Annotated in this window: 25 protein-coding genes; 13 read left to right on the top strand and 12 right to left on the bottom strand. The window is 68.7% G+C overall.

Going from position 1 to position 23,202, the window contains the following annotated elements:
- Position 1: 1 nt before the first annotated feature.
- The gene (locus tag EPN98_RS23865; RefSeq protein WP_293365478.1) at positions 2-175 is read left to right on the top strand and encodes a hypothetical protein; all 174 of its coding nucleotides are present in this window, start codon (positions 2-4) and stop codon (positions 173-175) included.
- 212 nt (positions 176-387) lie between these two features.
- Here EPN98_RS23865 and EPN98_RS23860 read toward each other — a convergent pair whose 3' ends face one another.
- The 3 genes from EPN98_RS23860 to EPN98_RS23850 form a co-directional block, all read right to left on the bottom strand.
- A complete protein-coding gene (locus EPN98_RS23860) occupies positions 388-1,350 on the bottom strand; it encodes a class I SAM-dependent methyltransferase (RefSeq protein ID WP_293365477.1) in 963 nt (320 codons plus the stop codon).
- Positions 1,351-1,974: 624 nt separating this feature from the next.
- Entirely contained in the window at positions 1,975-2,406 is a 432-nt protein-coding gene (locus EPN98_RS23855; protein ID WP_293365475.1) for a hypothetical protein, read from the bottom strand.
- 407 nt (positions 2,407-2,813) lie between these two features.
- Entirely contained in the window at positions 2,814-3,749 is a 936-nt protein-coding gene (locus EPN98_RS23850) for a PEPxxWA-CTERM sorting domain-containing protein (protein WP_293365474.1), read from the bottom strand.
- A 287-nt stretch (positions 3,750-4,036) separates the two neighbouring features.
- On the opposite strand from EPN98_RS23850, the gene EPN98_RS23845 reads away from it, so the two are divergent.
- Positions 4,037-4,540, top strand: coding sequence for a hypothetical protein (locus EPN98_RS23845; RefSeq protein ID WP_293365473.1), 504 nt, complete (start codon positions 4,037-4,039; stop codon positions 4,538-4,540).
- Positions 4,537-5,397, top strand: a complete 861-nt coding sequence (locus EPN98_RS23840; RefSeq protein WP_293365472.1) for a metal-dependent hydrolase — start codon at positions 4,537-4,539, stop codon at positions 5,395-5,397. Before EPN98_RS23845 ends, EPN98_RS23840 begins: the two co-directional genes overlap by 4 nt.
- Positions 5,398-5,515: 118 nt before the next feature.
- On the opposite strand, the gene EPN98_RS23835 is transcribed toward EPN98_RS23840, so the two are convergent.
- The 3 genes from EPN98_RS23835 to EPN98_RS23825 all read right to left on the bottom strand — a co-directional run bounded on the left by EPN98_RS23835 (position 5,516) and on the right by EPN98_RS23825 (position 10,163).
- Positions 5,516-7,915 (bottom strand): TonB-dependent receptor, encoded by a 2,400-nt coding sequence (locus EPN98_RS23835; protein ID WP_293365471.1) that lies wholly within the window; start codon positions 7,913-7,915, stop codon positions 5,516-5,518.
- A gap of 416 nt (positions 7,916-8,331) precedes the next feature.
- Positions 8,332-9,561 carry an aromatic ring-hydroxylating dioxygenase subunit alpha gene (locus tag EPN98_RS23830; RefSeq protein ID WP_293365470.1) on the bottom strand — a complete coding sequence of 410 codons (1,230 nt, stop codon included), beginning with the start codon at positions 9,559-9,561 and terminating at the stop codon, positions 8,332-8,334.
- Positions 9,558-10,163: a TetR/AcrR family transcriptional regulator gene (locus EPN98_RS23825; RefSeq protein ID WP_293365468.1), complete on the bottom strand. Its 606-nt coding sequence runs from the start codon at positions 10,161-10,163 to the stop codon at positions 9,558-9,560. The genes EPN98_RS23830 and EPN98_RS23825 overlap by 4 nt, the downstream gene beginning before the upstream one ends.
- A 90-nt stretch (positions 10,164-10,253) precedes the next feature.
- On the opposite strand from EPN98_RS23825, the gene EPN98_RS23820 reads away from it, so the two are divergent.
- A complete protein-coding gene (locus EPN98_RS23820) occupies positions 10,254-10,856 on the top strand; it encodes a glutathione S-transferase family protein (protein WP_293365467.1) in 603 nt (200 codons plus the stop codon).
- 54 nt (positions 10,857-10,910) lie between these two features.
- Here the strand turns inward: EPN98_RS23820 and EPN98_RS23815 are convergent, their stop codons facing one another.
- Positions 10,911-11,561, bottom strand: coding sequence for a glutathione S-transferase family protein (locus tag EPN98_RS23815; protein ID WP_293365466.1), 651 nt, complete (start codon positions 11,559-11,561; stop codon positions 10,911-10,913).
- Between the two features lie 220 nt (positions 11,562-11,781).
- On the opposite strand from EPN98_RS23815, the gene EPN98_RS23810 reads away from it, so the two are divergent.
- The 3 genes from EPN98_RS23810 to EPN98_RS23800 all read left to right on the top strand — a co-directional run bounded on the left by EPN98_RS23810 (position 11,782) and on the right by EPN98_RS23800 (position 14,727).
- Positions 11,782-12,720 (top strand): hypothetical protein, encoded by a 939-nt coding sequence (locus EPN98_RS23810; RefSeq protein WP_293365465.1) that lies wholly within the window; start codon positions 11,782-11,784, stop codon positions 12,718-12,720.
- 127 nt (positions 12,721-12,847) lie between these two features.
- On the top strand, positions 12,848-13,276 hold the full coding sequence (locus tag EPN98_RS23805; protein WP_293365464.1) for a DUF2141 domain-containing protein: 429 nt from the start codon (positions 12,848-12,850) through the stop codon (positions 13,274-13,276).
- 5 nt (positions 13,277-13,281) lie between these two features.
- Positions 13,282-14,727 (top strand): carotenoid oxygenase family protein, encoded by a 1,446-nt coding sequence (locus EPN98_RS23800; RefSeq protein ID WP_293365463.1) that lies wholly within the window; start codon positions 13,282-13,284, stop codon positions 14,725-14,727.
- Positions 14,728-14,822: 95 nt separating this feature from the next.
- On the opposite strand, the gene EPN98_RS23795 is transcribed toward EPN98_RS23800, so the two are convergent.
- Positions 14,823-15,281 (bottom strand): PEPxxWA-CTERM sorting domain-containing protein, encoded by a 459-nt coding sequence (locus tag EPN98_RS23795; protein WP_293365461.1) that lies wholly within the window; start codon positions 15,279-15,281, stop codon positions 14,823-14,825.
- Here EPN98_RS23795 and EPN98_RS23790 point away from each other — a divergent pair.
- Entirely contained in the window at positions 15,228-15,941 is a 714-nt protein-coding gene (locus EPN98_RS23790; RefSeq protein ID WP_293365459.1) for a HAMP domain-containing sensor histidine kinase, read from the top strand. The genes EPN98_RS23795 and EPN98_RS23790 overlap by 54 nt on opposite strands.
- Positions 15,929-16,495, top strand: coding sequence for a response regulator transcription factor (locus EPN98_RS23785; RefSeq protein ID WP_293365458.1), 567 nt, complete (start codon positions 15,929-15,931; stop codon positions 16,493-16,495). The genes EPN98_RS23790 and EPN98_RS23785 overlap by 13 nt, the downstream gene beginning before the upstream one ends.
- An 83-nt stretch (positions 16,496-16,578) precedes the next feature.
- On the opposite strand, the gene EPN98_RS23780 is transcribed toward EPN98_RS23785, so the two are convergent.
- Positions 16,579-17,952: an MFS transporter gene (locus tag EPN98_RS23780; protein WP_293365457.1), complete on the bottom strand. Its 1,374-nt coding sequence runs from the start codon at positions 17,950-17,952 to the stop codon at positions 16,579-16,581.
- Positions 17,953-18,065: 113 nt separating this feature from the next.
- On the opposite strand from EPN98_RS23780, the gene EPN98_RS23775 reads away from it, so the two are divergent.
- Positions 18,066-18,686, top strand: a complete 621-nt coding sequence (locus EPN98_RS23775) for a glutathione S-transferase family protein (protein ID WP_293365455.1) — start codon at positions 18,066-18,068, stop codon at positions 18,684-18,686.
- On the top strand, positions 18,683-19,219 hold the full coding sequence (locus EPN98_RS23770) for a DUF1697 domain-containing protein (RefSeq protein ID WP_293365453.1): 537 nt from the start codon (positions 18,683-18,685) through the stop codon (positions 19,217-19,219). The genes EPN98_RS23775 and EPN98_RS23770 overlap by 4 nt, the downstream gene beginning before the upstream one ends.
- 7 nt (positions 19,220-19,226) lie before the next feature.
- Here the strand turns inward: EPN98_RS23770 and EPN98_RS23765 are convergent, their stop codons facing one another.
- The 3 genes from EPN98_RS23765 to EPN98_RS23755 all read right to left on the bottom strand — a co-directional run bounded on the left by EPN98_RS23765 (position 19,227) and on the right by EPN98_RS23755 (position 21,737).
- Positions 19,227-20,018 (bottom strand): phytanoyl-CoA dioxygenase family protein, encoded by a 792-nt coding sequence (locus EPN98_RS23765; protein WP_293365451.1) that lies wholly within the window; start codon positions 20,016-20,018, stop codon positions 19,227-19,229.
- A gap of 97 nt (positions 20,019-20,115) precedes the next feature.
- Positions 20,116-21,171 carry a tyrosine-protein phosphatase gene (locus tag EPN98_RS23760; RefSeq protein ID WP_293365450.1) on the bottom strand — a complete coding sequence of 352 codons (1,056 nt, stop codon included), beginning with the start codon at positions 21,169-21,171 and terminating at the stop codon, positions 20,116-20,118.
- 113 nt (positions 21,172-21,284) lie between these two features.
- Positions 21,285-21,737, bottom strand: coding sequence for a helix-turn-helix domain-containing protein (locus tag EPN98_RS23755; protein ID WP_293365449.1), 453 nt, complete (start codon positions 21,735-21,737; stop codon positions 21,285-21,287).
- Between the two features lie 91 nt (positions 21,738-21,828).
- Between EPN98_RS23755 and EPN98_RS23750 the strand changes: the two genes are divergently transcribed.
- Positions 21,829-22,578, top strand: a complete 750-nt coding sequence (locus EPN98_RS23750; protein ID WP_293365448.1) for an SDR family NAD(P)-dependent oxidoreductase — start codon at positions 21,829-21,831, stop codon at positions 22,576-22,578.
- An 11-nt stretch (positions 22,579-22,589) separates the two neighbouring features.
- Positions 22,590-23,198, top strand: a complete 609-nt coding sequence (locus EPN98_RS23745; RefSeq protein ID WP_293365447.1) for a 2-hydroxychromene-2-carboxylate isomerase — start codon at positions 22,590-22,592, stop codon at positions 23,196-23,198.
- Positions 23,199-23,202: the final 4 nt, after the last annotated feature.

Genomic DNA, 23,202 nt, shown 5'->3' with positions numbered 1-23,202 from the left:
CTTGGCGACTTACTATCTCTACCGTCTGCACCCGAACGGCCGCTTCGCCGGGCGCGACGAGCTGAAAGCCGAGGACGACGCCGAAGCCGTGGCCCTGGCCGAGCGGGCCCGGCGCGGGGAGGCGATGGAACTGTGGCAGGGGCCGCGGAAGGTGCGGGTGTTCGAGCGGGGGTGAGGGGCAGACTCGCGCTACCGGTCGTCTATGCGCCAGAAGCTGACACGGGCATCTGGGCCGAAAGCGGATCCTCCCAATGTCCGCGATGGGGGGAAAGCGAACCTCAGAGACCTTCGCGAGTGAGACGCGACATAGGGACTGGCTCCGGATCATGCCTACTGGCGTTGAGGCGAGTTGCCCCGGTCACGATCTCTCTTCGGACTTCGCAAGCGTCACGGCGTCAATTCCGCAATCGCCAGAAGTGGGCCGCGCTTATCTGCGCCCCCCAGTAGCGTACAACCCGCCAGCCTCAGTTTGCTTTCGCGCAAGAAGGATTGCAGCCGCGCTTCCGGATCTGCGGAAAAGTCGATCCCAAACCGCAAACCTTCGCCTGATTTCTCCATGTATCCGGCGGTGGCCTTTGATCCCCACTCCAAAGTCCGCGTCGCATAGAAGTCGGCGATCACCACACTCGTGGGGGCCATGTGGGCCCGGATGGCCTCCAAAGTATCCCGCACCTGGCGCGTGGTCAGGTACAGGGTGACGCCCTCCCAAAGGAAAATCGTCTTCCTTGTCTGATCGTATCCCGCTGCCCTGAGCGCATCGAGCCAATTAGGATCGGCAAAATCCACCTCCACGTAGCGAACCCGCGCCACATCGATACCGGCTGCCTTCAGACCTTCACGCTTCAACGCAAGATCGGCTGGGCGATCCAGTTCATAAATTGCCAGATCGCGATTGAGCAACGGCCCATAGGCCCGCGTATCGAGCCCCGCGCCGAGGAAGACGAACTGCTCAGCGCCTTCAAGACTATGCGCGATGGCGTCATCGATGGCGAGTGTTCGCATCACGACCATGCCGGCGACACCGGTGCGCTCGGGCGGCGAGACCACGGGATAGAGAAACGGCGTGCGACAGACCCAGCGCGTTAGCCAAAGCGGTAAACAAAAGAGCCAGAGCCCAAAGGTGCTATCATTTGGGATGTGTCCAGCAAGCCGCCGCGCGGCCTTGTCGCGTCGCAGACCGAACACGTCCATCGTCCATCGCGCGTTCAGGACTTCGACAGCCGTCCACGAAACGCCGAGCCTTCGGCTGACGCCAACTTGCCCTAGTCCGACAAGGATCACGCCAAGCAAGCTGAGAGGGAGCCAGACAATCTGCAGGGGGATGTACAAGAGGTAGGCGAGCAGTTTCACGTCGTTGGCCTCAGTTCACGATAGACCATGAAGCGGGCTAAGGGTCGCAGCTCGGCGTGACAATTACGAGCGTCGGCAACGGGTCGAAAGCGGTCCTTAGCTCCAAGCCCGCAAGCGGACGCTCCGAGTGTCAGCGATGAGTCATCAACGGTCGTACGGCCCGCCATCCCAGCGACCTTGAACGTACTAGAACGAACGGCGGCAGGTGTTGAGGTCTGACATCGTGGCGCCGTCGGGGCCTTGAAATCCAAGCGCCCGAGCTTGCTCCGCCCATCGGCCGCATCAAGGACGGCCCTGGCGGGCCGCCGCGGGCGCGGCCGCGCGGCGGCGCGGTCCTTGACCCGGCCGCTGGCGGAGCCGTTGGCTGCCCGTGGACTTAAGGCGATTTGTGCGCGGGGCGCCCGGCCCACGACCGGCTCGTAGCGGACAGGGCTTTGGGCTGCCACGGGCTGGTGCGTTGCCTTGGCTCGCCCCGTCCACCACCGGCTCTTGGGCCTGCGGTCTCGGCCGGCCCTCCCGCGGCGTCACGGGGGAGGTCGGGAGGATGGAGACGCGATGTCTATCCCGAGGGCTGCGAAGCCGTTGGAGCGTTGGGCGCGGCCGGCGTGGCCGCGCCCTCGGGCTTCAGTTCCAGCGTCCGGCCCCTTCGAGCCCCTCGGGTCCGTTCGTGTAGGAAACCACGCCGGTGCGGCCCTTCCACTCGCCCTTGGTGCCCGTGAGCAGGCCCCAGCAGTTGGCGCCCGTCTTTTCCGGGCGAGTCTGGCAGCTGAAGTTCTGTTCGTAGTTCTCGGACACGCAGATTCCTGACTGCGGGAATTGCGCGCCCGGAGGATTTCGCCAGGTCGCACATTTGGCGGCCACGCTGTCCTTGCGCCCGCTCGCGTAAGTGACCTCGGCGCGCGAGTTGGTCATCTGGACGCCCTGATAGTTCGCCCCCTCGGCCGGGACCCGGAGGCTGTCGATCGCCGTACCGGTCGTCTTGAAGGTGAAGTTCTCGGCCGCGTTCGCAGCGCAGGGCGCGATGGCGAGCGCCATCACGAAGGCTAGCGTTTTCATGGTTTTCCTTCCCACGGGCTGGCTGATTGAATTCTTGTGTTGCCGCCCAACGGTGAAGCTATGCCTCAGACCAGGATAGTCAATGCAATAGAATCCAGGGTGTACTCAGCGCTCTGATATCAAAAATATATAGGGTCGGACTCGTCCATCGACATTCTGAAGATGACCGTGGCGGGATATTTTCTTGAGAAAGTGTCCGGATTTCGCGTGTCTATACTAGGTTGATCCTAGCGGCCGTCCCAGAGTCCGGCTTCCTCGGGCGACTCAACGGCGGCCCTCGCGCACCGCCGGTGGCTCGCCCCCTTGCTCCTGGGGGGAGGACATGGGCCACCGGGGGGCGGCGGCGCGATGCCTGCTCCGCCACGCAGCCGTTCGCGCTTACCCCCGTCTATCTGTCTGAATGCGCGTCACACCGATGCCGCTACAGCACGCCTCGGGCGGATCAATGAACCTATCGCCCCAAATCCGAGAACCAGCATTGCCCAAGCTGCAGGTTCGGGGACAGCGCCTGTCTGAGTGAGAAATTGTCCGGATCTGGAGGTGTACGAGACGCCGGTCGGCAATGCCCCGAAACGGAACGTGGCGGTGTGGCCGAAGTCCGCGTTGTTGAGCACAGAGAGGCCCAGCGAGATCGAGAGGCTGCTCAAGCCCTTCGGGACACGAAATGAGCCCGCCATGCCCGTCGCGTCGAAGCGGCTGAGGCGCACGAGCGCAGGGTCCGATGTCGAGGACACGGGGCCAGAGCCCCCCGTAGCGAGCATGCGGTAACTCCAGCCGCCAATCCCGCCGAGGGCCAGACTGTAAAGCGCCTGACCTCTGCTACCGGTGAAGCTGCCGTCCACATCGTACGTGAAATCGATCCATTGCGGGCTGTCGGTCTGAGCATCGAACCTCAAGCTTTCGTTCATGCTTACGCCAGCCCCGGCGTTCCCGAAGGAGTCCGTCGTGAAGGCGACGGCCTTCAGCTGGCCCGTTCTTAGGTCACCCGAGGCCAGGGCATCGGCATAGCCGAAAAGGGTGCAGTGAGTGGCGCCGCCACAGGCGCCCAGGTAGCTGTAATCGACGTGCGCGCTGTTCGACGAGGCGACCGGTCCTGTCTGGCTCGGCGGGGCGACGGGACCAGGCCCGTTTGCACTCGACGAGTACGTAGCGCTAGCGGTGGTCGTGACATCTGCCATGGCGCTACCCGCGAAGCTGGTCGCAATCGCTGAGACGACCAGCCCAGCCAGCAATTTCTCCCTTGTCGCAAGATGTCGCGTCGCTCGAGCGACAGCATTCGGCTTCTTCATGATGGATGCCCCGGTCCGAAGATGACCGCGGTCGCCTTGTTTTCTGATCGTCATTGTGCCCCCCGGCCTGTCCGAGCGGGTTGTTGGACCCCGAACGGCCCACCACCCGCATGTTCTGGACGGGAGGTTCATGCGATGAACTTTCTCCGTCCATCGCCATTCGGGGGGTGCGCGAGGACCAGGAGCTTTTTGCGGGCCATCCTGACGGCCGCATAAGGGTCGGTGACTGGTAAGGGCCACCGGGGGCGGCGACACCACACCGACCCCCCGGGCGTCGCGGGTCGACTTTCCCGGGGACTGCGGCGTGCTAGGCTTTGCCTTGAAACAGGCGGAGACCGGATGTGCTCAGCGAACGACGTCGCGGCTTGCTTGTGCTGAATGGCCTGGGTCTCTTTGTCACCGCGCTGGCGGTCGGCTGGGCCTATTTCTTCTTTACGTTGGGCGCGATCGACCTGTGGCCGTTCGTCAGGGACGTGCCGGTCAGCATCGGCGGCGATCGCCGGGCGTGGAACATGGCCCATCTGGAGGCGATCACGAACGGCACCCTCCTGATCGCCATCGGCGCGGCGGGCGGCTATCTGCGATTGGGCGAGCGGGCGCAGGCGGTCCTCTTCTGGTCGGCGCTGGCCTTCGCCTGGCTCTTCACGTTGCCGGCCATCGCCAATGCGATCTTCGGGACGCGGGGGCTGGAGTTCGGCGGCGGCCCCTTCCCGGGCGACGTGACGATCAACAACATCATCTTCCTGTTCGGCTGGCCGGCGATGGTGGGCGTTCACCTGGCCGCCGTCCTGCTGGTGTGGGGCGCCTGGAGCCATCTGAGGCATCAAGGGAAGGGCGGGTCGTGAGCGCCTCGAAGATCGTCGTGCGGCGCATCCCCTTCGCGTTCGACGAACAGATCGACCCCGTCTGGCATCCGGCGCGACCCGAGTGGAGCCACATGGTCAACGGCGCCTCGCTGGCCATGCCCTATCTGGAGCCGTTTCTGATCCGGACGGTCACCGAGGCGCTGCGCCAGGTGAAGGACCCCTTGCTGGCCGCCGACGCGCGCGCCTTCATCGGCCAGGAGGGCGTCCACTTCCAGAACCACCGCCGCTACAACGAGATCCTGAAGCGCAGCTATCCGGAACTGGCCGGGGTCGAGGCCGAGATGGAGGCGGACTATGCCCGCTTCCAGGCGCGCAGCCTGCGCTGGCGGCTGGCCTACACCGCCGGGTTCGAGACCATGACCATGGGCATCACGGAGTGGCTGATCCATCAGCGCGCGCTGCTGTTCGGCGACGCCGACCGCTCCGTGGCCTCGCTGGTGCTCTGGCACATGGTGGAGGAGACCGAGCACAAGACCGTGGCGTTCGACCTCTATCAGCACCTCTGCGGCGGCTATTGGCCAAGGGTCTGGGGCACGCTGTTCGCCGCCTGGCACGTGGCGCGCGCCAGCCGCAAGGGCTATCGCGCGATGCTGAAGCGGGACGGGCGCTGGACGGACTGGAAGAGCCGGCGCGCCCTGTGGGCCATGGTCGGGCGGTTCGCGCGCCACGCCTCGCCGGCCATCCTGCGCTCGCTGTCGCCGAGCTATCACCCGAGCCGGGCGAGGGATCCGGACTGGGTGGATCGCTGGTTCGAGGCCTATCGGGGACTTCCCGAAGGGCGGATCCCGCTGCTGGACACCGCCGACCCCGAGATCCCCGCACGATTTTCGACCTGAGCGGGGAGCTTTTGGGGTTAGGAGACCTATCCCCATCACGGCGAACGTGAGCGTGTCCCCTTGAGCGGCTCTCCCGGCGAGGCGACGCCGGCGGTATGGCCCGCCGGCGCCGGACGCGTCACATCTTCATCGAGACTTCCAGGCCGAAGGTGCGCGGTTCGTTGAAGAAGCCGCCGAGGCCGGTCCGATCGCTCAGGAACTTCGCGAACACGTGTTCCTGGTTCAACAGGTTCCGCGACCAGATCGAGACGGTGGTGCGCCCCGGCCCCGTCGGCAGGTCGGCGATCGAGAGTCGCGCGTTGACCAGGAACGAGCTGTCGCCCTTCGGCTGACGGATCGTGACCGCCCGGGTTACCGGGTCGTACGCGACGTCGGTGTAGTTGGCGTAGTAGCCGTCGCCATAATTCCCATCCAGGTGGGCCACGAACCGGGCCTCGCCGAACGCCGGACGGCTGTAGTCGATGGAGAAGCTGGCGGCGTTCTCGGGCGTGTAGACCTGATAGATGGGGATCGGCACGGTGATGATCCGGCCGTTCGCCTGCGGGAAGGGGTTGAGCGTGTCGGGGATTTTCACCTTGTTGTACGCGTAGCTGCCCGACACGGTGAGTTCGTCGGTCACCGCGAAGGCGACGTCGGCCTCGAAGCCGCGCAGCTTGCCCTTGCCCGGCGCGTTGGTCGTTTCGGTGGTCGTACGCTGCGTCTGCAGCAGGGCGCCGGTGACCGGGTCGGTCTGCAGATACTGCGCGCTGAAGTCGAGCTGAATGTCCTTGTAGCGGCCGTCGTAGGCCGACACGTTGACGCGCACACGCCGGTCCATGAACTCGGCCTTCGCGCCGGCCTCGAACATCGCGACCGTCTCGGGGTCGAACGGCGCGTAGCGCAACGAACGGGAGTTGGCGCCGCCCGACTTGTAGCCCGTGCTGTACTTTCCGTAGACGAGGATGTCCTCCGAGACGTCGAAGGCCACGTTCAGGATCGGGTCGAACCGCTCCCAGGACTCGTCCAGCGGATTGGGCGAGGTGAGGCCGCCGATGATGCGGCCCGCCGAGCCCAGGGGGAAATTCACGTTGTTGATGGTGCGCATCCGGCCCTTCTTCTCGTCGCGCGTGAAGCGGCCGCCGGCGGTGATGTGCAGGGCGTCGTCCAGGAGCGGCGGGGTATAGGTCGCCTGGCCGAACGCACCATAGCTCTTGGTGGTCACTTCGCTGGCGCGGTCGATGCGCTGGGTCAGCGGGTCGATCGCCCGAGGCACGCCGTTGACGCCCACGGCGTCGGTGAAGGTGTTGGTCGCGAAGGCGCGCGCGTTGTCCGAAACCCTTTCGCGGTAGTACAGCGCGCCCAGCACGTACTTGATGCGGGGCAGGTCCCCGATGAGTTGCACCTCCTCGCTCGACTGCTGCTGCTTGAAGTAGGCGAGGCTGTAGCGCCCGTAGTCCTGGTTCAGGAAGGTCGCGCCCGTGCGGAACACGCCGGCCGACTGGGCCACCGAGCCGTTGTCCCACTGCGACTGGGTCAGGTCACGGTAGGACGTGATCGACTTGACCAGCGCATGGTCCGAGAGCTTCCAGTCCAGGGTCAGGCGATGGCCCTCGGTCCTTCCGATGCTCTCGCGTTGTGGGACCCCGAACGTGGCGTTCCTGATGCGCTTGGTGCTCGCCGTGTTGCCCGCCGCCGGGGCCAGAGCCGTCGGATAGGTGCTGGCCGCGAGAAACTGCTGATAGAGGGTCGTCGTCGCGTCATAGGCGGCGTCGTAAGCGTAATCGGCGGTGAAGTTCGCGACCGGCTCCCAGAGCAGGCGGGCGCGCAAAGCCCGCTTGTTGTAGCCGCCGAAGTCTTCCGCGGTGGCGAGCGGGTTCTTGACCCAGCCGTCACGCGCGGTGACGACGCCGTCCAGCTTGACCGAGATGTTGGCGACCCTCGGCAGATCCAGGTGCATTTCGCCCACGTAGCCGGCGAAGTTTGAGACGCCAGCCTTGGCCATGAGCCCGAACTCTCCGGTCGGCCTCTTGGTCGTGATGCTGACGGCGCCGCCTTCGGTGTTGCGACCGAACAGCGTGCCCTGCGGCCCCTTCAGCACCTCAATGCTCTCCACGTCGTAGAGCGCCGTCCCCAGACCTTGCGGGCGGCCGAGATAGACTCCGTCCACGTAGATGCCGACGCCCTGGTCCCGGGCAGGCTGGTTCGAGTCCGACAGGACCCCGATGCCGCGCACGTTCATGATCAGCGCGCCCGGCCGCGAGAAGAACGGGGCCACCTTCAGGGACGGTATCGCGCCGTCGCCCAGGTCGACGAGCGAGTAGACGTTGCGGTCTTCCAGGCCCTGCGACGTGAGAACCGAGATGGCGATCGGCGTATCCTGAAGGTTCTCGCTTCGCTTTTGCGCCGTGACCAGCAGCTCCTCGAGCGCAGGCCCCGCATCGCCGTCCGCCGCGTTGGCGTCGGCGGCCCGCGCGGGCGCGGCGGCCGTCAGGATCAGGGCTAAAGTGCTTGCAGAGGCCAGGTAGCCGTAAAGTCTCATGGTCATCCCCTCGATTTGAGGGGCAGGCGTAGCGACCGGTCTCGATCCTTTGGTGATGGTTCCCGGACGCCTGCACGAACTTGCCGCGACACACTCAAGCTTGTTTGACGGCAGGGGTGTGACGGGGGTCGCACCTGTCTGGTCGCGCGGGCCAGGCCGCCCCGATGGCCGTCAGGGAAGACGGGACAGAACCCGTTTTCGTGTGCGCGCGCTTAGCCGTCGCCCATGCGCCGCCGCCGCGGCCGAGCCCTGAGGGGCGGCGGCCGTGCGGCGGCGACGGGCGAGGCGGCGGGTGCGAGACCGCCTCGCCTAGAGCGCGTTGGGCGAACGCGGAAACCGGTTTCGCCCCAGAACGCACTCTAAATCAAAGGGCTCGAGCCTCCAGTCCTGGAGATCGATCCAAACCGGCGCAGGCTCTACCCCACCGGCTCCAGGGGCGGCTGGTTCAGCGCCTCGCGGTAGTTGCGGTGGAAGTGGTGCAGGGCCGGCTCGTTGCGGCCGAGGATGACCTCCTTGAGCTGGCCGCTCTCTGCGGTGCGCTGCTGCAGCGCGCCCATCACGTAGTCTTCCTGGGCGATGGTGCTCTTGAAGACCTCGAACGAGGCCTGGAGGCTGGGGCCGCGGCGGTCGTTGGAGGGATCGTAGACGGCGCGCGGATCGACGCCGGCCGCATCGCGGGCCGCGGCCTCGGCGGCGGTCTCGGGCGAGAAGTAGAAGCTGACCTTGGTGACCGAGCGGCCCGGATGGGCGGGGTCGGGGTAGATGCGGATCAGGGTGGCGCTCTCGCTGCTGCAGATCAGCTGGATGTTCGGGAACAGGTGGTAGAGCACGAAGGTGGCGCCCACCACGCTCCACTCGGACTCGGGCAGGGTGCGCAGGCGGTCGATGCCGCGGCTGGCGGTGACGAAGCGGTGGTGGCGGCCGAACTCCTTGAAGTGGAGGTTGTTGCCGTAGAACACGCGGCCCAGCGTGTCCTTGTGCAGCTTTCCGAAGTGGTAGGTCTCGCCGAAGGTGTCGTTGGCGAACTTCCAGTTGAGGTCGCCGGGGATGGGCGTGGCGCCGGCGAAGCCGTGGCGGGCCAGGTCGAACGAGGCCAGCTCGGCCGCCAGCTCGGCGCCCAGAAGTTCGTCGACATCCAGGTGGCCGTCGGCCTGGGGATGCACCCAGAGCAGGCCGTCGCGCTCGACCGCGGGCAGGGCGATGAGGCCGTGGCACGACTTGTCGATGGCGCCGAAGTGATCCTCGTTGGGGACGGCGAGGAGGTCGCCGGTGTTGGCGTAGCTCCAGTTGTGGAAGGGACAGAGGAAGACCGATTGCTTGCCGCGCGGTTCCGAGGCCACCTTCACCGCGCGGTGGCGGCAGGCGTTGAGGAAGGCGCGGAAGACGCCGTTCCTGTCGCGCGTGGCCAGGAGCGGCGTGCCGAAGTCGTCGAGCGTGAAGAACGCGCCCGGCTCGGGCAGGTCCTGCGACAGGCCGATCAGCTGGGGGTGGTTGCGGAAGAAGGCGTCCCACTCCCGGGCCGCCTGGTCGGGGCAGACATAGGCGGCGGTGGGCACGCGGTACTGGACGCCGGCGTCGACGTTCCGGCCCTCGTCGAGCTGCTGCATGAGCTCCTTGAGGATCTCGACCTGGAGTTCGTGTCTCATAGCGTGATCTCTCTGCTGACGGGCGGGACGGCGATGGCGCTGCGCACCAGGCGGAAGATGGCGGCGATGGCGGGCGAGGACCGGGCGTCGGGCGCCGCGCGGCGGCTGGAGACCCGGACGCCCTCGTTCACCAGCATCAGCATGGCGGCCAGATCGTCGGCGAGCGCGGGCGGCGCGCCGGCGGTCCGCAGGCTGGCCTGGAAGGCGTGCTGCACCCGGTCGAGGTGGCGGCTGGCGTGGGCGGCCAGGCCGTCGTCGACCCCGGCCATCTCGAGCGAGGTGTTCACCAGCATGCAGCCCCACTGGCGCAGTTCGCCCCGCCCGCCGAACAGGTCGCCCTCGAAGAAGCCCTGCAGCGCATCGAGCGGCGGCCTCTGGGCGCAGGACCGCTCGAGCAGGGCCAGCGTGCGCTCGGCGAACAGGTCGAGGCAGACGATGAACAGGCTGCGCTTGTCGGTGAAGGCGGCGTAGAAGCTGCTGCGCCCGATGCCCATCGCCTCCAGCAGGTCGGCGAGCGAGCTGGCCTGGTAGCCCTTGCGCCAGAACAGACGCAGGGCCCGGTCCACGGCCTTGGATCGATCGAACTCCGCGGGGCGCGCCATGACTTGCAGAGTGGACCGATCGGTCCAGAATGCAAGGCCGGCCGCCGGCCTTCGCCCGCCGCGTCGCCCAACAAGACGAGAGGACACGCCATGAAAGTCTACTTCGCCCCGAACTCGCGCGCCGTGCGGACGGTCTGGCTGCTGGAGGAGATCGGCCAGCCCTATGAACTGGAGCGCTTCCAGCTGGGGCAGAAGGAGATGCGCGGCCCGGAGTACACGCGGATCAATCCGAACGGTCGGGTCCCGACCCTGATCGACGGCGATACGACGATCTCGGAGAGCACGGCCATCGCCCAGTACCTGGGCGCCAAGTACGCGCCGCACCTGATCCGGGGCCCGGACTCGCCGAACTTCGCCATGTACCTACAGTGGCTGCACTATGCCGAAGGCATGATCATGCCGCCGATCAACAACTATGTGGTCGAGACGATCCTGCTGCCGCCCGACCGCCGCAACCCGGAGATGGCGGCCCGCGCCCTGAAGCTGCTGAACCGCACGCTCGACGCCGCCGAGGCGCACATGGCGGGGCGCGAGTACATGGCCGACGAGTTCACCGTGGCCGACACGATCACGGGCCACGCGATCATGATGGCGCGGCGGATGGGCGCCGACTTCGCAAACTGCCCCAACCTGTCGGCCTATGCCGACCGCCTACAGGAACGGCCGGCGTTCAAGGCCGCCGAGGCGGCCTGACGCCCCGGGACGTCGTCGCCGAAGCTGACCGGATGGTTGCGGGGCGCAAAGGCCTCAGCCGCCGGACTGCAGGGCGGTGAAGACGGCGAGCTGGGCGGCGAAGGCGCGCTGGAAGGCGGGGCGGGCTTCGGCGCGGGCGATGTAGGCGGCCAAGGTGGGGTGGCGGGCCAGCATCGCGGGGTCGGCGCGGCGCAGGACCGTGACCATCATCAGGTCGCCGGCGCTGAAGTCGCCGTCGAGCCAGGCCGAGTCGCCGAGATGGCGGGCGAGCTGCGTGAGGCGGACGTCGATACGTTCGTCCAGCAACGGCAGGCGATCGGCGAACCAGGGCCGGTCGCGCTCGACGAGGCCGGCCATGGAGCGCTCCACGATAGGCGGTTCGACCGTGCTGAGCGCCGCGAACATCCAGGTGACGGCGCGGGCGCGGCCGTGGGAGGCGTGGGGCAGGAGGCCCGGATGCTCCTGGGCGATGTGCAGCACGATGGCGCCCGACTCGAACAGGCTGAGGCCGTCCGACTCGTAGGTGGGGATCTGGCCGAAGGGGTGGAGCGCCAGGTGCGCCGGCCCCTTCATCTCGGCGAAGGTGACGAGCCGCACGTCGTAAGGCTGGCCCACCTCTTCGAAGGCCCAGCGGACGCCCATGTCGCGGGCCAGACCGCGGCCGCGGTCCGGCGAGGCCTGGAAGGCGGTGAGGGTGGGACGCATCGTGATGGTCTCTCGGCTCTGAGCGTTCGTAGCCCAAGGACGGGCGAGCGGCGCGCGTCACGACAACACCTTCGCGCGGTTTCGCGGTGACGACGGCCCGAGGGGCGCCTAGGGTTGAATGATTCCCCTGTGAGGCGAACGCCGCAGTCCGGGGGGGCGCGGGGGTAGATTGGGCCACTAGAGAGTGGTGAGTAGGGGGGAGGCGCGGGACTTGGCCAAGATGGCGACAAGGGACGCGTTCGAGGACATGGCGCAGGAGGGGCGCGGCGACGCCGGCGCGCTGGCGCTGGGGCTTCGCCATGGCGTGACCCGCGTGGGGCTGCGGGCGCTGGCGGCCAAGGCCGTGCATGTGGCCGCCGCGGCCCCCGAGCGAATGGTCGACATCTTCGACAATGCGGCGGCCGGGTGGCTGGGCGGGGCGGTGTTTCCGCCACGCACGCGGCTGCCGGACCCGCTGCCGATCACCGAGGGGTTCTGGCGCAACCTGTGGAACATCGCGGCGCCCGCCGTGGGCGCGGGCCGGCAGGGCTATGCGCAGCAGATGATGGAGATGGCCGGCGAGTTGGACCCCCGGATCAACTCGCGCATGGCGGCGGCGGCGCTGGCGCTGCCCGGCGTGGCCGAGGCGACGGCGGGGCCGATCCCGGGGCCATTCGACGTCGAGCGTCTCGCGCAGTTCCCGCCGGCGTCGCTGGGCTATGCCCTCAGTCAGGAGATCCTGCGGCCGGGCAGTCCGGCGGCGGACGCCTACTGGACCAGCGTGATTCCCTACCTGCGCCACATGCCGGCGCCGCTGAACCACATCAACGTCCAGGTGATCCAGTGCATGCCTCTGTGGGGGCTGGTGGCAGGATACTCGCTGCGGCCGCTGGACCGGGTGGCGATGGGCGGATTCCTGATGGGCCAGGTGGGGCACCACTATTCGGCGCTGGCCAGCGCGGTGACCCTGACCGCGGCGGCGGCGCGCCGGCCCGACAACATCGAGGTGGTGCTGGACTGCCTCTTCAAGGGCTGGACGCAGGGGCGCGAGACGCAGCTGCTGCTGGGTGTGGACTGGGAGTCGCTGTTCCACCTCCGGGTGGATCAGGCGAGGACGGCGCTGAAGGTCACGGCCTTCGACTCGCCTTACGCGCAGGCCCAGCGCGCCACGCTGATGTAACTCACGCTTCGCGAACGGCGGGACGGGTCGTTCGCGAACGGCCGGCGGCGGTTTGCGTATGGGCGGATGCGGGCGGCGCGGGGGTCGGCCAGGGTGGGGTCAACACCCCGACCGGAGCTTCTCCCCGATGCGACTTCCCCTGCTTCTCGCCCTCACCCTGTGCGCCGCGCCGTTCGCGGCGAGGGCGGCCGACACCGCCAGCCTGACCGTCACCTTCACGGGCCTGGAGCCCAGGGGCGCGGTCAACTTCGTGCTGGTGAACAGCGCCGAGGCCTATGGCGACAAGGCCGCGCCGGTGGCGGCGGACCGGATCGCGGTCACCGGGGACACGGCCAGCAAGACGTTCGAGGGTCTGGCCCCCGGCCGCTACGCCGTGAAGGCGTTCCACGACGTGAACGGCGATGGGAAGATGGGGACCAACCCCTTCGGCATCCCGACCGAGCCCTACGGCTTCTCGAACAACGCCAAGGCGGCCATGGGCCCGCCCAAGTGGGACGAGGCCGCCTTCCAGGTCAACGCCGGCGCCGGCGTCCAGACCATCTCGATGGCCCGGTGAGCGCCATGGATCGCCGCCAACTGCTGGGCGCCTTCTGCGCCACCGCCGCCGCCAGCCTGATCACCCCCGAGGTCGCCCGGGCCGCGCAACCCACCTGGTCGGCCGCGTTCGCCGATTTGGACGCCGACGTGCCGAGGACGCCGATGACCCTGGTGCGCGGCCGTGCGCCGGCGGGACTGGCGGGCTCGCTGTACCGCAACGGGCCGGGGAAGTTCCGGCGTCCTGGCGGGTCGGTCGAGCACTGGTTCGACGGTGATGGCCTGATGCGCGCCTACCGGATCGCGGACGGCCGCGCGACGGTGGAGGCCCGCTTCATCGACACGCCGAAGCGCCGCGCCGACATCGCGGCGAACGCGGTGGTCACGCCGGGCTTCGGCACGCCGGCGCGGCCCGGCGCCAAGGTGGGCGACAACGACGACGTCAACGCGGCCAACATCTCGGTGATGCGGGTGGGCGGCGAGTTGTGGGCGCTGTGGGAGGCGGGCTCGCCCATCGCGGTCGACCCGGCCGACCTGTCGACCAAGGGGGTGCGCACCCTGCGGGACGACCTGAAGCACATGCCGTTCCTGGCCCACCCCAGCCGGGGGCCGGATGGCGACGTGTGGAGCCTGGGCGTCAACGGCTCGAAGGCCATCGTCTGGCGGCTGGCGGCGGACGGGACCCTGAAGGAAGCCCGGATGCTGGACATGCCGCGGGCCAGCTACATCCACGACTTCGTCACCACGCCGCGCCACCTGGTGCTCTACCTGCAGCCGTGGGTGCAGGACCGGTTCACGACACCGTACGCCGACAGCTTCTCGTGGCGGCCCGAGATGGGCAGCCAGGTCCTGGTAGTGGACAAGGCGGACTTCTCCCGGCGGCGGGTCTACGAGCTGCCGCCGGCGTTCGCGTTCCACTTCGGCGGGGCGTGGGAGGACGCGGACGGCACGATCCGGTTCGACGGCTGCTTCAGCCCCGACCCCAGCTTCGCCCGCGAGAACGGCAGATCGCTGATGACCGGGACCTACAAACGCCAGGCGCCGCCCTTGCTGGGACTGGTGACCCTGCGCCCCGACGGCAAGGCCGGCGTCGAGTCGGTGGGCGTGGCGGCCGAGTTCCCGCGCAACGGCGCGCGAACGGCCGAGCCGCGGCGCTACACGATCCACGCGGCGGGCGATGCGCCGGACGTGCCGATGTTCAACGGGCTGGCCAGCCACGACTGGAAGACCGGCAGGGCCGACGCCTTCAACTTCGGCGCGGGCATGCTGATGGAGGAGGCGGTGTTCGTGGCCCGGCCGGGCGGCTCGGGCGAGCTGGACGGCTGGCTGCTGGCGCCAGCGGTGAACACCAAGGCGGGGGCGACCGAGCTGCACGCGTTCGATGCGCGCCGGATCGCGGACGGCCCGGTCTGCACCTGGCGCGCGCCGCTGACGCTGCCGGTGAGTCTGCACGGGACGTTCGTAGGCGCCTGAACGGCTTGCGGCCCCGCCTCATGGGGGAGGCGGGGCCGCGCTCCGACCGCCGGGGTCGCCCCGGCTGCACCGAGGCCGGGACGGGCGGATCCGGATCAGGCCATCGCGCGCCGCCCGCGGGCCGCGGCGCCGGCGAGGCCGAAGCCCAGGATCATCAGCGCCCAGGCGCCGGGCTCGGGGACGGCGCCGGCGGTGTCGCGGGTCAGCGTCAGGCTGAAGCCCGTGGAATCGTTCGAGTAGTTGCCGCCGTTGTTCAGGAAGAAGGCGAGCCATTCGCCCTGCTCCAGCTCGACCGAAGCCGACTTCGTGAAGGTGAGGTTCTGAGCCGACAGGAAGGTCAGAGGCCCGCCGACAAACTGCCCGCTCGCGTTTGTGCCGCCTGCGATGCCGACGCCCGTCGGCGAGTTGTCGAGGACATTGAAGCTGACGGTGTCGTGAAGGAGACGGCGGCGCGGGCGGCGGCCGACGCGGCCCGTCGGGAACTGGCGGCGGCGCTGGCCGTGCTGGCGCGCGAACGGGACGCCAAGACGCAGTTCATCCGCGCGGCCAGCCACGATCTGCAGCGGCCGCTGCAGGCCGCCGCCCTCTATCTGGATCGTGTGAAACCCGGCGGCCGTGCGGCCGAGCAGGCGCCGTCGATCGGCTCGGTGCGGCAGGCTCTGAACGCGGCCCGCGCGCTGGTGGCTGCGATGCTGGAGCACCTGAAGTTGGAGAGCGGCGCCGTTCGACCGCAGGTGACGCGCGTCACGGCCGGCGAGGTCTTCGACCGGGTGCTGCTGACCCAGGGTCCGGCGGCCGCCCTGGCGGGCATCGGGATTTCCGTGGCAGGGCGCGGCCTGAGCCTCAGGGCCGATCCGATCCTGCTTGCGCGGGCGCTGGAGAACCTGGTGGCGAACGCCATCCGGCATTCCGGCGGGCGCCGGATCGTGATGGGCGCGCGCCTGCGCGGTGACGAGGTGGCGCTCATGGTGGTGGACGACGGCCGCGGCCTGGCGCCCGGCGACGAGGCGCGGATCTTCAGCCCGTTCCAGCAAGGCGCCCATGTGGGCGACACCGGCGGCTTCGGCCTGGGCCTGTCGTCGACATGGGGTCTGATGGCGCTCATGGAGGGGACCTGCGGCGTACAGCCGGGGCTGACCCGTGGGGCGGCGTTCTATATTCGGCTGCCGGCCGATCGGGCCGATCCTGTCGCGGGCGTCCGATGCGCGGCCTGATCTGTGACGACCACCCTCTGATGCGCCAGGCGCTGGCGGCGACCATGCGCGACCGCTGGCCGGGCGTGATCATCGACGAGGCCAGTGACTATCCGCAGGCCTGGGCGGCGGCCGAGGCGCGGCCGGATTTCTGCCTACTGGACCTGGACATGCCCGGCGCCGAGCCGGCCGAAGGCCTACGCGCTCTTAGGGCGAGGGCGCCGGGCGCGGTGGTGCTCGTGGTGACGGGGTTGACCGATCCAGCGCTGCTTGCGGCGGTCGCCGGCTGCGGCGTGACCGCGGTTCTGTCCAAGAACACCGATGCGGCGGTGCTGCTGGAGGCCATTCGCGAGGGCATCCCGCAGCTTCAGGAGCACGAGGCGCGTACGCTGCCGCCGCGCCAGCAGGAGGTGCTGGGCGGGCTCTCAAGGGGGCTGACCAACAAGGAGATCGCCATCGAACTCGGCATCTCGCCCGCCACCGTGAAGATTCACGTCTCGCGCCTGATCAGCTGGCTGGGCGCCGCTAACCGCACCGACGCCGTCGCGCGGGCGCAGCGGGGACGGGTGATCTAGCCAGCGGCCGTCCTGCGCCAGCCGCACCAGCAGCTCGCGGAGTGCGCGCCCTTCTCCCGCGAGGGAGAAGGGCGCGGACAGGCTTAGCTGACCGTGTCTTCGCGGATGGTCTTGCGGGCCATCCAGAAGCAGACGAACGCCACCATCCCGAAGCAGGAGGAGATGATGAGGGCCCAGCGGACGCCTTGGGCGGCGCCCAGGCCCAGGCCGTTGTTCAGGTAATCCGAGAGGATGCCCACAGCGAGCGGGCCGAGGCCCAGACCGACCAGGTTGATGATGAAGAGCAGGATGGCCGCGGCGGTGGCGCGCATGTGCGGCGGCACGACCGACTGGCCGGTGCCGTAGACCGGGCCGTACCAGAGGGTGCCCAGGAAGGCGTTGATCGCCAGGATGAAGAGGGCGATGGCCGCCGAGTCGATGGTGACCGCGACGATGTAGACCGGGATCGTGACCAGGCTGGCGATGGCCGGCGCCACCATGTAGGCGCGCAGGTCCTTGCGGCCGAATTTGTCGGCGATCCAGCCGCCGACCCAGGAGCCGATGGCCCCGGCCGTGCCGCTGATGAGACCCAGCGCCAGCCCCAGGAATCCCACCGACTTGAGGCCGAAGTCGTCGGCCAGGGCCGCGATCTCGGCAGGGTGATTGCGCAGGAAGAACGAGGCGGTGAAGGGCGCGTGGCCGTAGCCGATGAAGGCCTTGATGGCGGCGGCGAAGGCGATGAACCAGAAGGTGGGCCGCTTGGCGAGGTAGGCCATGGTCTGGCTGAAGGTCGCGGTCGAGGCCATGCGAACCTTCTCGGCCTGGGCCGAGAGCAGGCGCCGCGGCTCCTTCAGCGTGAAGAAGGCCAGGGCCGCGAAGATGAGCCCGGGAGCGCCGGCCACCAGGAAGGCGGTCCGCCAGCCGTAGGCGTCGGCCACGATGCCGCCCATGACGAGGCCGATGAGGCCGCCGATCGGCGTGCCCATCGAGTAGAAGGCCAGCGCCGAAGCGCGCTTCTCCTTGGGGGCGTAGTCGGCGATCAGCGAGTGGGCCGGAGGCGTGCAGCCCGCTTCGCCCACGCCGACGCCGATCCGGTAGATGATCAGCTGCCAGAAGTTGCCGGCGGTGGCGCACAGCGCGGTGAACCCGCTCCACACCGCCACGGCGGTGCCGATGATGTAGGGGCGGTTCTTGCGCTCGGCCATCCGCGCGATCGGGATCCCGAGGAACGTGTAGAAGACCGCGAATGCGAGGCCGCTCATCAGGCCCAGTTGCCAGTCGGCGAGGCCCAGGTCGTTCTTGATCGGCTCGGCCAGGATGTTGATGACTTGGCGGTCGAGGAAGTTGACGACGTAGATGCCCAGCAGCAGGAACATCGCGTAGCGCGTGTAGCCCGCCGAATAGGGCGTCCCGGCCGAAGCTTCGGGGACGGCGGGTTTCGCAGCGGACGTGGCGTCGGGCGAAACGGCTTCGGTCATGGGGGCGCGTCCTCGTTCAGCAGCTGTTGTTCTTATGATTGGTGCGACTAGATGGCGCCCGGCCCCCCGCCGCAACAGTTCAAGTGTTTCAGGTCCGCAGCAAGGAGTCGGCGATGCAATTGGTGATCGGCACGAAGAAGTGGTCGACCTGGTCGATGCGACCGTGGCTGGCGCTGAGGCGCGCCAGCCTGCCCTTCGAGGAGGTGCTGGTCGAGCTGCGCCAGGAAAACAACATGAGCGAGGCGGCGATCCGGAAACATTCGCCCTCCGGACTGGTGCCCTGCCTGAAGGATGGCGACCTCGTGGTCGTGGATTCGCTGGCGATCTGCGAGTACGCGGCCGAGAAGGCGCCGCAGCTGTGGCCCAGGGACCCCGCGGCGCGGGCGCTGGCCCGTTCGGCGGCGGCCGAGATGCACTCGGGGTTCGCCTCGTTGCGCGGCGAGTGCCCCATGGCGCTGGACGTCGAGCCCCGGCCTGTCGACATCTCGCCGGCGACCCAGGCCAACGTGCGCCGGATCGTGTCGCTGTGGACGGGGATGCTGGACCGCTTCGGCGGGCCGTTCCTGGCCGGCGACTGGTCGATCGCCGACGCCTTCTACACGCCGGTGGCGTCGCGGTTCCGGACCTATGGAATCAGGCTCAGCGACTACGGCGACGACGGCCGCTGCGGCGAGTACAGCGCGCGTCTGCTGGAGCAGCCCGAGTTCCTGGAGTGGGAAGCCGCGTCCAAGTGAGACGCTATGCTGCGCTGATGCGGGCGGTGAACGTCGGCGGCCAGGGGGCGCTGCCGATGGCGCAGCTGCGCGCGATGCTGGCCGAGCTGGGCTTCGACGATCCCCAGACCCTGCTGGCCAGCGGCAACGCCCTGGTGGGCTCGACGCTGACGCCGGCCGAGATCGAGAGGGTGTTCGAGGCCGGGATCGAGAAGACCTTCGCGTTCAAGACCGACGTCTTGGTGCGCGACGTGGACCAGCTGAAGTCGGTCATGGCGTCCAACCCGTTCCCCGAGTTTGCACGGGAGCGGCCATCGACCTTCATCGTCTACTTCCTGCGCGGGGAGGCGGACGGCGACCTCGCGGACCTGAAGCCGTTCTGCGTGTTCGGCGAGGAGGTCGCGGCGGGGCCGGGGTGTCTCTACCTCTGCTATCCGGAGGGCTCTGGGACCTCGAAGCTGTCGGGCGCCGTGATCGAGCGGAAGCTCAAGGTGCGCGGGACGGGCCGCAACTGGAACACGGTGGGCAAACTGGCGGCGAAGCTGGGCGGGTAGAGCTGACCTAGGTCGCGAACTGGTCGTCGAGGTAGCGCAGGTCGGGGGCGTCGCCGGTGTTGGCGGTGGCCTCAAGGCCCAGCCAGCGGCGCATTTGGGGGCTCAGCGAGGCTTGCGTCTCGGCCGAGAGGGCGGCGTTCCAGTTGACCTGCTGACGCAGGAACGGGCGCGTGTAGTAGCCGAACAGCAGGGCGCGATCCTGGTCGGCCGTGATGTTGGCGCCCGACGTGTGCCAGATGCGGCCTTCCATCACGATGATCGACCCGGCCTTGGCCTCGAAGGGCTTGAGGCGCCGGTTGGCGTCGGCTGGGACGTTGGCGCGGGTCTGCCAGTGGTGGCTGCCGGGGATGAACAGGGTGGCGCCGTTCTCGAACGTGACGTCGGTCAGGCACCAGATGACGTTGAGCGCCCAGGGCTGAACCCAGGGCTCGGGCACGACGAGCGACTGATCCGAATGCAGCGCCATGGATCTCGAGCCCGGGCGGGCGATGTTGGCGGTGAAGTTGGAGATCAGGAAGTCGCGGCCCAGCAACGAGCGGACCATCTCGACGGCGGTGGGGTGGGCGATCAGCTCGCGGAAGATCGCGTCCAGCTCCATCAGGAAGAAGACGCGCACGTTGCTTTCATTGGGATCCAAAACCGGCATGTAGGTGTCGACGCCGCGCCGACGGCTCTCGTCGGCCGCGGCCCAGAGGCGGTCCAGGGCCTGGCGGGCGGCGGCGGGGTCGAGGACGCCCGGGATCACGCACCAGCCGTCGTCGTGCAGCTGGGCCTTGGCGGCGGCGAGGGGGTCTTGCATGGCGGCGACCTCTCACGACGGACGGAACGGCCCGCAGGCTGCGGCGGCCGTCCCCGCGTCAGTCAAGCGGTGCGCGCCAGGCGGTTCAGGTCGGCCGCTATTCCAGATACATCGCCCGCAGCTTTGCGACGTCTGCGGGGCTGACGCCCAGCGCCTTGTCGAGATAGGCGTCGACGGAACCCCAGCGGCTTTCCACCTCGGAGAGGGCGACGTCCAGCAGAGCCCGGCGCTGGCTGTCGTAGAGCGGGCGGGGGGTCTTGTAGTTCGGGTCCTGCTGGTAGCCGGCGAACATGGCCGCGGCCGGATTGGCGCCGGCGGTCGCGGGATCGATGCGGGGCATCTCGAACTCGGGCCGCCGGTAGGTCGTCGACAGGTGGTAGTCGGCGATGATCGTCTCGCGCGAGACGCCCAGGGCCGAGAGCACCATGGCGGTGGCGAAGCCGGTGCGGTCCTGGCCGGCCGAGCAGTTGTAGGCGACCGCTCCGTCGCCTTCGAGCAGCTCCTGGAACAGGATCCTGAGCTGGGGCGCCAGAAGTTCGGGCATACGGCGGTAGACGGCGTGCATCCGATCATCGCCCGACGGGGCGGCGGCGCCCGGCAGCGTGAGGCTGGTCATCGTGTAGCCGACGGCGGCGTAGCGGACGCCGGCGATGCGGCTGGGGGCGAGGGCGCGCTCCTCGCTGGAGCGCAGGTCGACCATGTCGGCGAGGCCCAGGGCCTTGATCATCATGAGGTCGGCGTCGGTGAGCATGGCAGTGGCGCCCGAGCGGTAGATCCGCCCCCAGCGCACGGACTTGCCATCCGCGCCGGGATAGCCCCCCAGGTCGCGGAAGTTGGAGCCTTGCTGGAGCGGCAGCGCGCGCTCGGCCACGCGGGTGACCTTGCCGTCGCCGCCATCGCGCAGGAGGAAGAAGGGACGCGCGTCGGCAGGCGCGACGTACTCGGCGCGGCCGTCACGGCGGCTGGCGGCGACGAGCGTCGCCGCGGAGAGCGGCGCGTCGGCTGTCGGGGCGACATAGACATCGACGGGGTCGGGATCGGTCCAGGTGATGACCACCCGGCCCTCGGCGCGCTCGGCCTTCTGGGCGGTGATCGCGTTGGCCGGACCTGCGGCCAGCAGCAGCGCCAGGACGGTCAGGGCGGGATGTTTCATGGGCGGCGGCCTCTTCGGGAGTTCGAAGACGCTTAGGCGTGCGCGATGAGAGCGCAGCGACGGTTTCGTGATGCCCGCGTTAAGGCGCCCGAAGTTGGTGGGGCCTGGTGCGGTCAGACGCCGCCAGGTCCCGTGCGGACCTCGACGTCGCGGGGGCCCACCGGCTCGCCGCATTCCGAGCACGCGAGCACGGGATGGAAGTCGCAACCGCAGGCGCGGTGGCGGTGGAGCAGGGGCGGACCTTGCTCACCGGCGTAGTGGGTGTCGCCCCAGTGTACGATGGCCATGATCACCGGGTGCAGGCTCAGGCCCTTATCGGTGAGGCGGTACTCGTGGCGGACCGGGTTCTGCTGATACTCGTCGCGGCGCAGGACGCCCTCGTCCACCAGATGCTTCAGGCGGTCGGCGATGATGCTGCGCGAGATGCGCAGGCGGCGCTCGAAGTCGTCGAAGCGGCGGATCCCCAGGAAGCAATCGCGCAGGATCATCAGCGTCCATCGGTCGCCGATGACCGAGACCGAGCGGGCCACCGAGCACGGCTGGTCGGCGAGCTGGCTCCACTTCATTCGAACACTCCGAGGTTTGCGCAAGGGTGCGCTTGACTGGGTTCGGATTCAAGACGAACGTGGGTTCAAATTTAGAACGGAGGGGGCGCAGATGGCCGAGGACGCGAAAGCCGCGCGGGGTGTCTGCCTGGTGGTGGGGGTTGGCGACGGCCTCGGCTCGGCGCTGGCCAAGGCGTTCGCCGCCGAGGGCCACACGGTGTGCATGACCCGCCGCGCCCGCAACCTTGCCGACCTGAAGACGGTGGAGGCCCAGATCCGAGCGGCGGGCGGCGTGGCGCACGCCTATGGGGTCGACGCCCGGTCGGAGGACGAGATGGCGGCGCTGTTCGAGACCATCGAGCGGGAGGTAGGACCGCTGGAGGTGGTGGTCTTCAACATCGGCGCGAACGTGCGCTTCGGCATCCGCGAGACGACGGCGCGGGTGTTCACCAAGGTCTGGGAGATGGCCTGTTTCGCAGGCTTCCTGGCCGGGCGCGAGGCGGCCAGGGTGATGGTCCCGCGGGGGCGGGGCACGATCCTGTTCACCGGCGCCACGGCGAGCGTCCGGGGACGCGACGGGTTCGCGGCGTTCGCTTCGGCCAAGCATGGCCTGCGGGCCGTCGCCCAGAGCATGGCGCGCGAGCTGGGGCCCCTGGGAATCCACGTGGCGCATGTGGTGATCGACGGCGCCGTGGACGGCGTGTTCATCCGCAGCAACCGCGACGACGTCGACGACCTGTTGGCCGATGACGCGATCCTGCGGCCGGAGGATATCGCGAAGAGTTACGTGGCGCTCAGCCAGCAGCCGCGCTCGGCATGGACGCACGAGCTGGACGTGCGGCCCTGGAAAGAAGCCTGGTGAGGGGAACGACCATGGGAAAGACCATCGACTTCATCTTCGATTTCGGAAGCCCGAACGGCTACCTGGCCTGGAAGGTGCTGCCGGGCATCGCGGCGCGGACCGGGGCCACGCTGAACCTGATCCCCTGCCTGCTGGGCGGGATCTTCAAGGCCACCAACAACCGCTCGCCCATGGAGGCGTTCGGCGAGGTGAAGGGCAAGCTGGCCTACGAGGGCCTCGAGACGAAGCGCTTCGTCCAGAAGCACGGCCTGTCGAAGTACCGCCAGAACCCGCATTTCCCGGTCAATACGCTGCTCATCATGCGCGGCCTGATCGCCGCGCGGCGGATGGGCGTCGGCGAGGCCTATCTGGAAGCCGTTCTGAAGGCGATGTGGGAGGACGGCCAGAAGATGGACGACCCGGCCGTCGTCGCCCAGGTGCTGACGGCCGCAGGCCTCGACGCCCAGGCGCTGCTGGCGGCGACGCAGGACCCGGAGGTGAAGGCCGAGCTGGTCGCCAACACCGAGGCCGCCGTGGCCCGGGGCGTGTTCGGAGTCCCGACCTACTTCGTCGACGGCGAGATGTTCTTCGGCAAGGACCGCCTGGACCAGGTGGAAGAGGAGGCCGCGAGGGCGGTCTAGGCGC

Source organism: Phenylobacterium sp., assembly GCF_004299445.1.
Classification (GTDB): domain Bacteria; phylum Pseudomonadota; class Alphaproteobacteria; order Caulobacterales; family Caulobacteraceae; genus Phenylobacterium.
Note: the sequence above shows the minus strand (reverse complement) of the source record. Positions and strands in the feature narration are given on the sequence as shown.

What these genes read in the sequence shown, in the direction of transcription:
- EPN98_RS23825 (WP_293365468.1), bottom strand. Translation starts at nt 10,163, where the DNA reads ATGGCGCGCCCCGCGGAGTTCGATCGATCCAAGGCCGTGGACCGGGCC.
- EPN98_RS23765 (WP_293365451.1), bottom strand. Translation starts at nt 20,018, where the DNA reads ATGCAAGACCCCCTCGCCGCCGCCAAGGCCCAGCTGCACGACGACGGC.
- EPN98_RS23800 (WP_293365463.1), top strand. Translation starts at nt 13,282, where the DNA reads ATGGATCGCCGCCAACTGCTGGGCGCCTTCTGCGCCACCGCCGCCGCC.
- EPN98_RS23835 (WP_293365471.1), bottom strand. Translation starts at nt 7,915, where the DNA reads ATGAGACTTTACGGCTACCTGGCCTCTGCAAGCACTTTAGCCCTGATC.
- EPN98_RS23850 (WP_293365474.1), bottom strand. Translation starts at nt 3,749, where the DNA reads ATGACGATCAGAAAACAAGGCGACCGCGGTCATCTTCGGACCGGGGCA.
- EPN98_RS23805 (WP_293365464.1), top strand. Translation starts at nt 12,848, where the DNA reads ATGCGACTTCCCCTGCTTCTCGCCCTCACCCTGTGCGCCGCGCCGTTC.
- EPN98_RS23745 (WP_293365447.1), top strand. Translation starts at nt 22,590, where the DNA reads ATGGGAAAGACCATCGACTTCATCTTCGATTTCGGAAGCCCGAACGGC.
- EPN98_RS23855 (WP_293365475.1), bottom strand. Translation starts at nt 2,406, where the DNA reads ATGAAAACGCTAGCCTTCGTGATGGCGCTCGCCATCGCGCCCTGCGCT.
- EPN98_RS23780 (WP_293365457.1), bottom strand. Translation starts at nt 17,952, where the DNA reads ATGACCGAAGCCGTTTCGCCCGACGCCACGTCCGCTGCGAAACCCGCC.
- EPN98_RS23785 (WP_293365458.1), top strand. Translation starts at nt 15,929, where the DNA reads ATGCGCGGCCTGATCTGTGACGACCACCCTCTGATGCGCCAGGCGCTG.
- EPN98_RS23775 (WP_293365455.1), top strand. Translation starts at nt 18,066, where the DNA reads ATGCAATTGGTGATCGGCACGAAGAAGTGGTCGACCTGGTCGATGCGA.
- EPN98_RS23760 (WP_293365450.1), bottom strand. Translation starts at nt 21,171, where the DNA reads ATGAAACATCCCGCCCTGACCGTCCTGGCGCTGCTGCTGGCCGCAGGT.
- EPN98_RS23820 (WP_293365467.1), top strand. Translation starts at nt 10,254, where the DNA reads ATGAAAGTCTACTTCGCCCCGAACTCGCGCGCCGTGCGGACGGTCTGG.
- EPN98_RS23755 (WP_293365449.1), bottom strand. Translation starts at nt 21,737, where the DNA reads ATGAAGTGGAGCCAGCTCGCCGACCAGCCGTGCTCGGTGGCCCGCTCG.
- EPN98_RS23815 (WP_293365466.1), bottom strand. Translation starts at nt 11,561, where the DNA reads ATGCGTCCCACCCTCACCGCCTTCCAGGCCTCGCCGGACCGCGGCCGC.
- EPN98_RS23750 (WP_293365448.1), top strand. Translation starts at nt 21,829, where the DNA reads ATGGCCGAGGACGCGAAAGCCGCGCGGGGTGTCTGCCTGGTGGTGGGG.
- EPN98_RS23830 (WP_293365470.1), bottom strand. Translation starts at nt 9,561, where the DNA reads ATGAGACACGAACTCCAGGTCGAGATCCTCAAGGAGCTCATGCAGCAG.
- EPN98_RS23810 (WP_293365465.1), top strand. Translation starts at nt 11,782, where the DNA reads ATGGCGACAAGGGACGCGTTCGAGGACATGGCGCAGGAGGGGCGCGGC.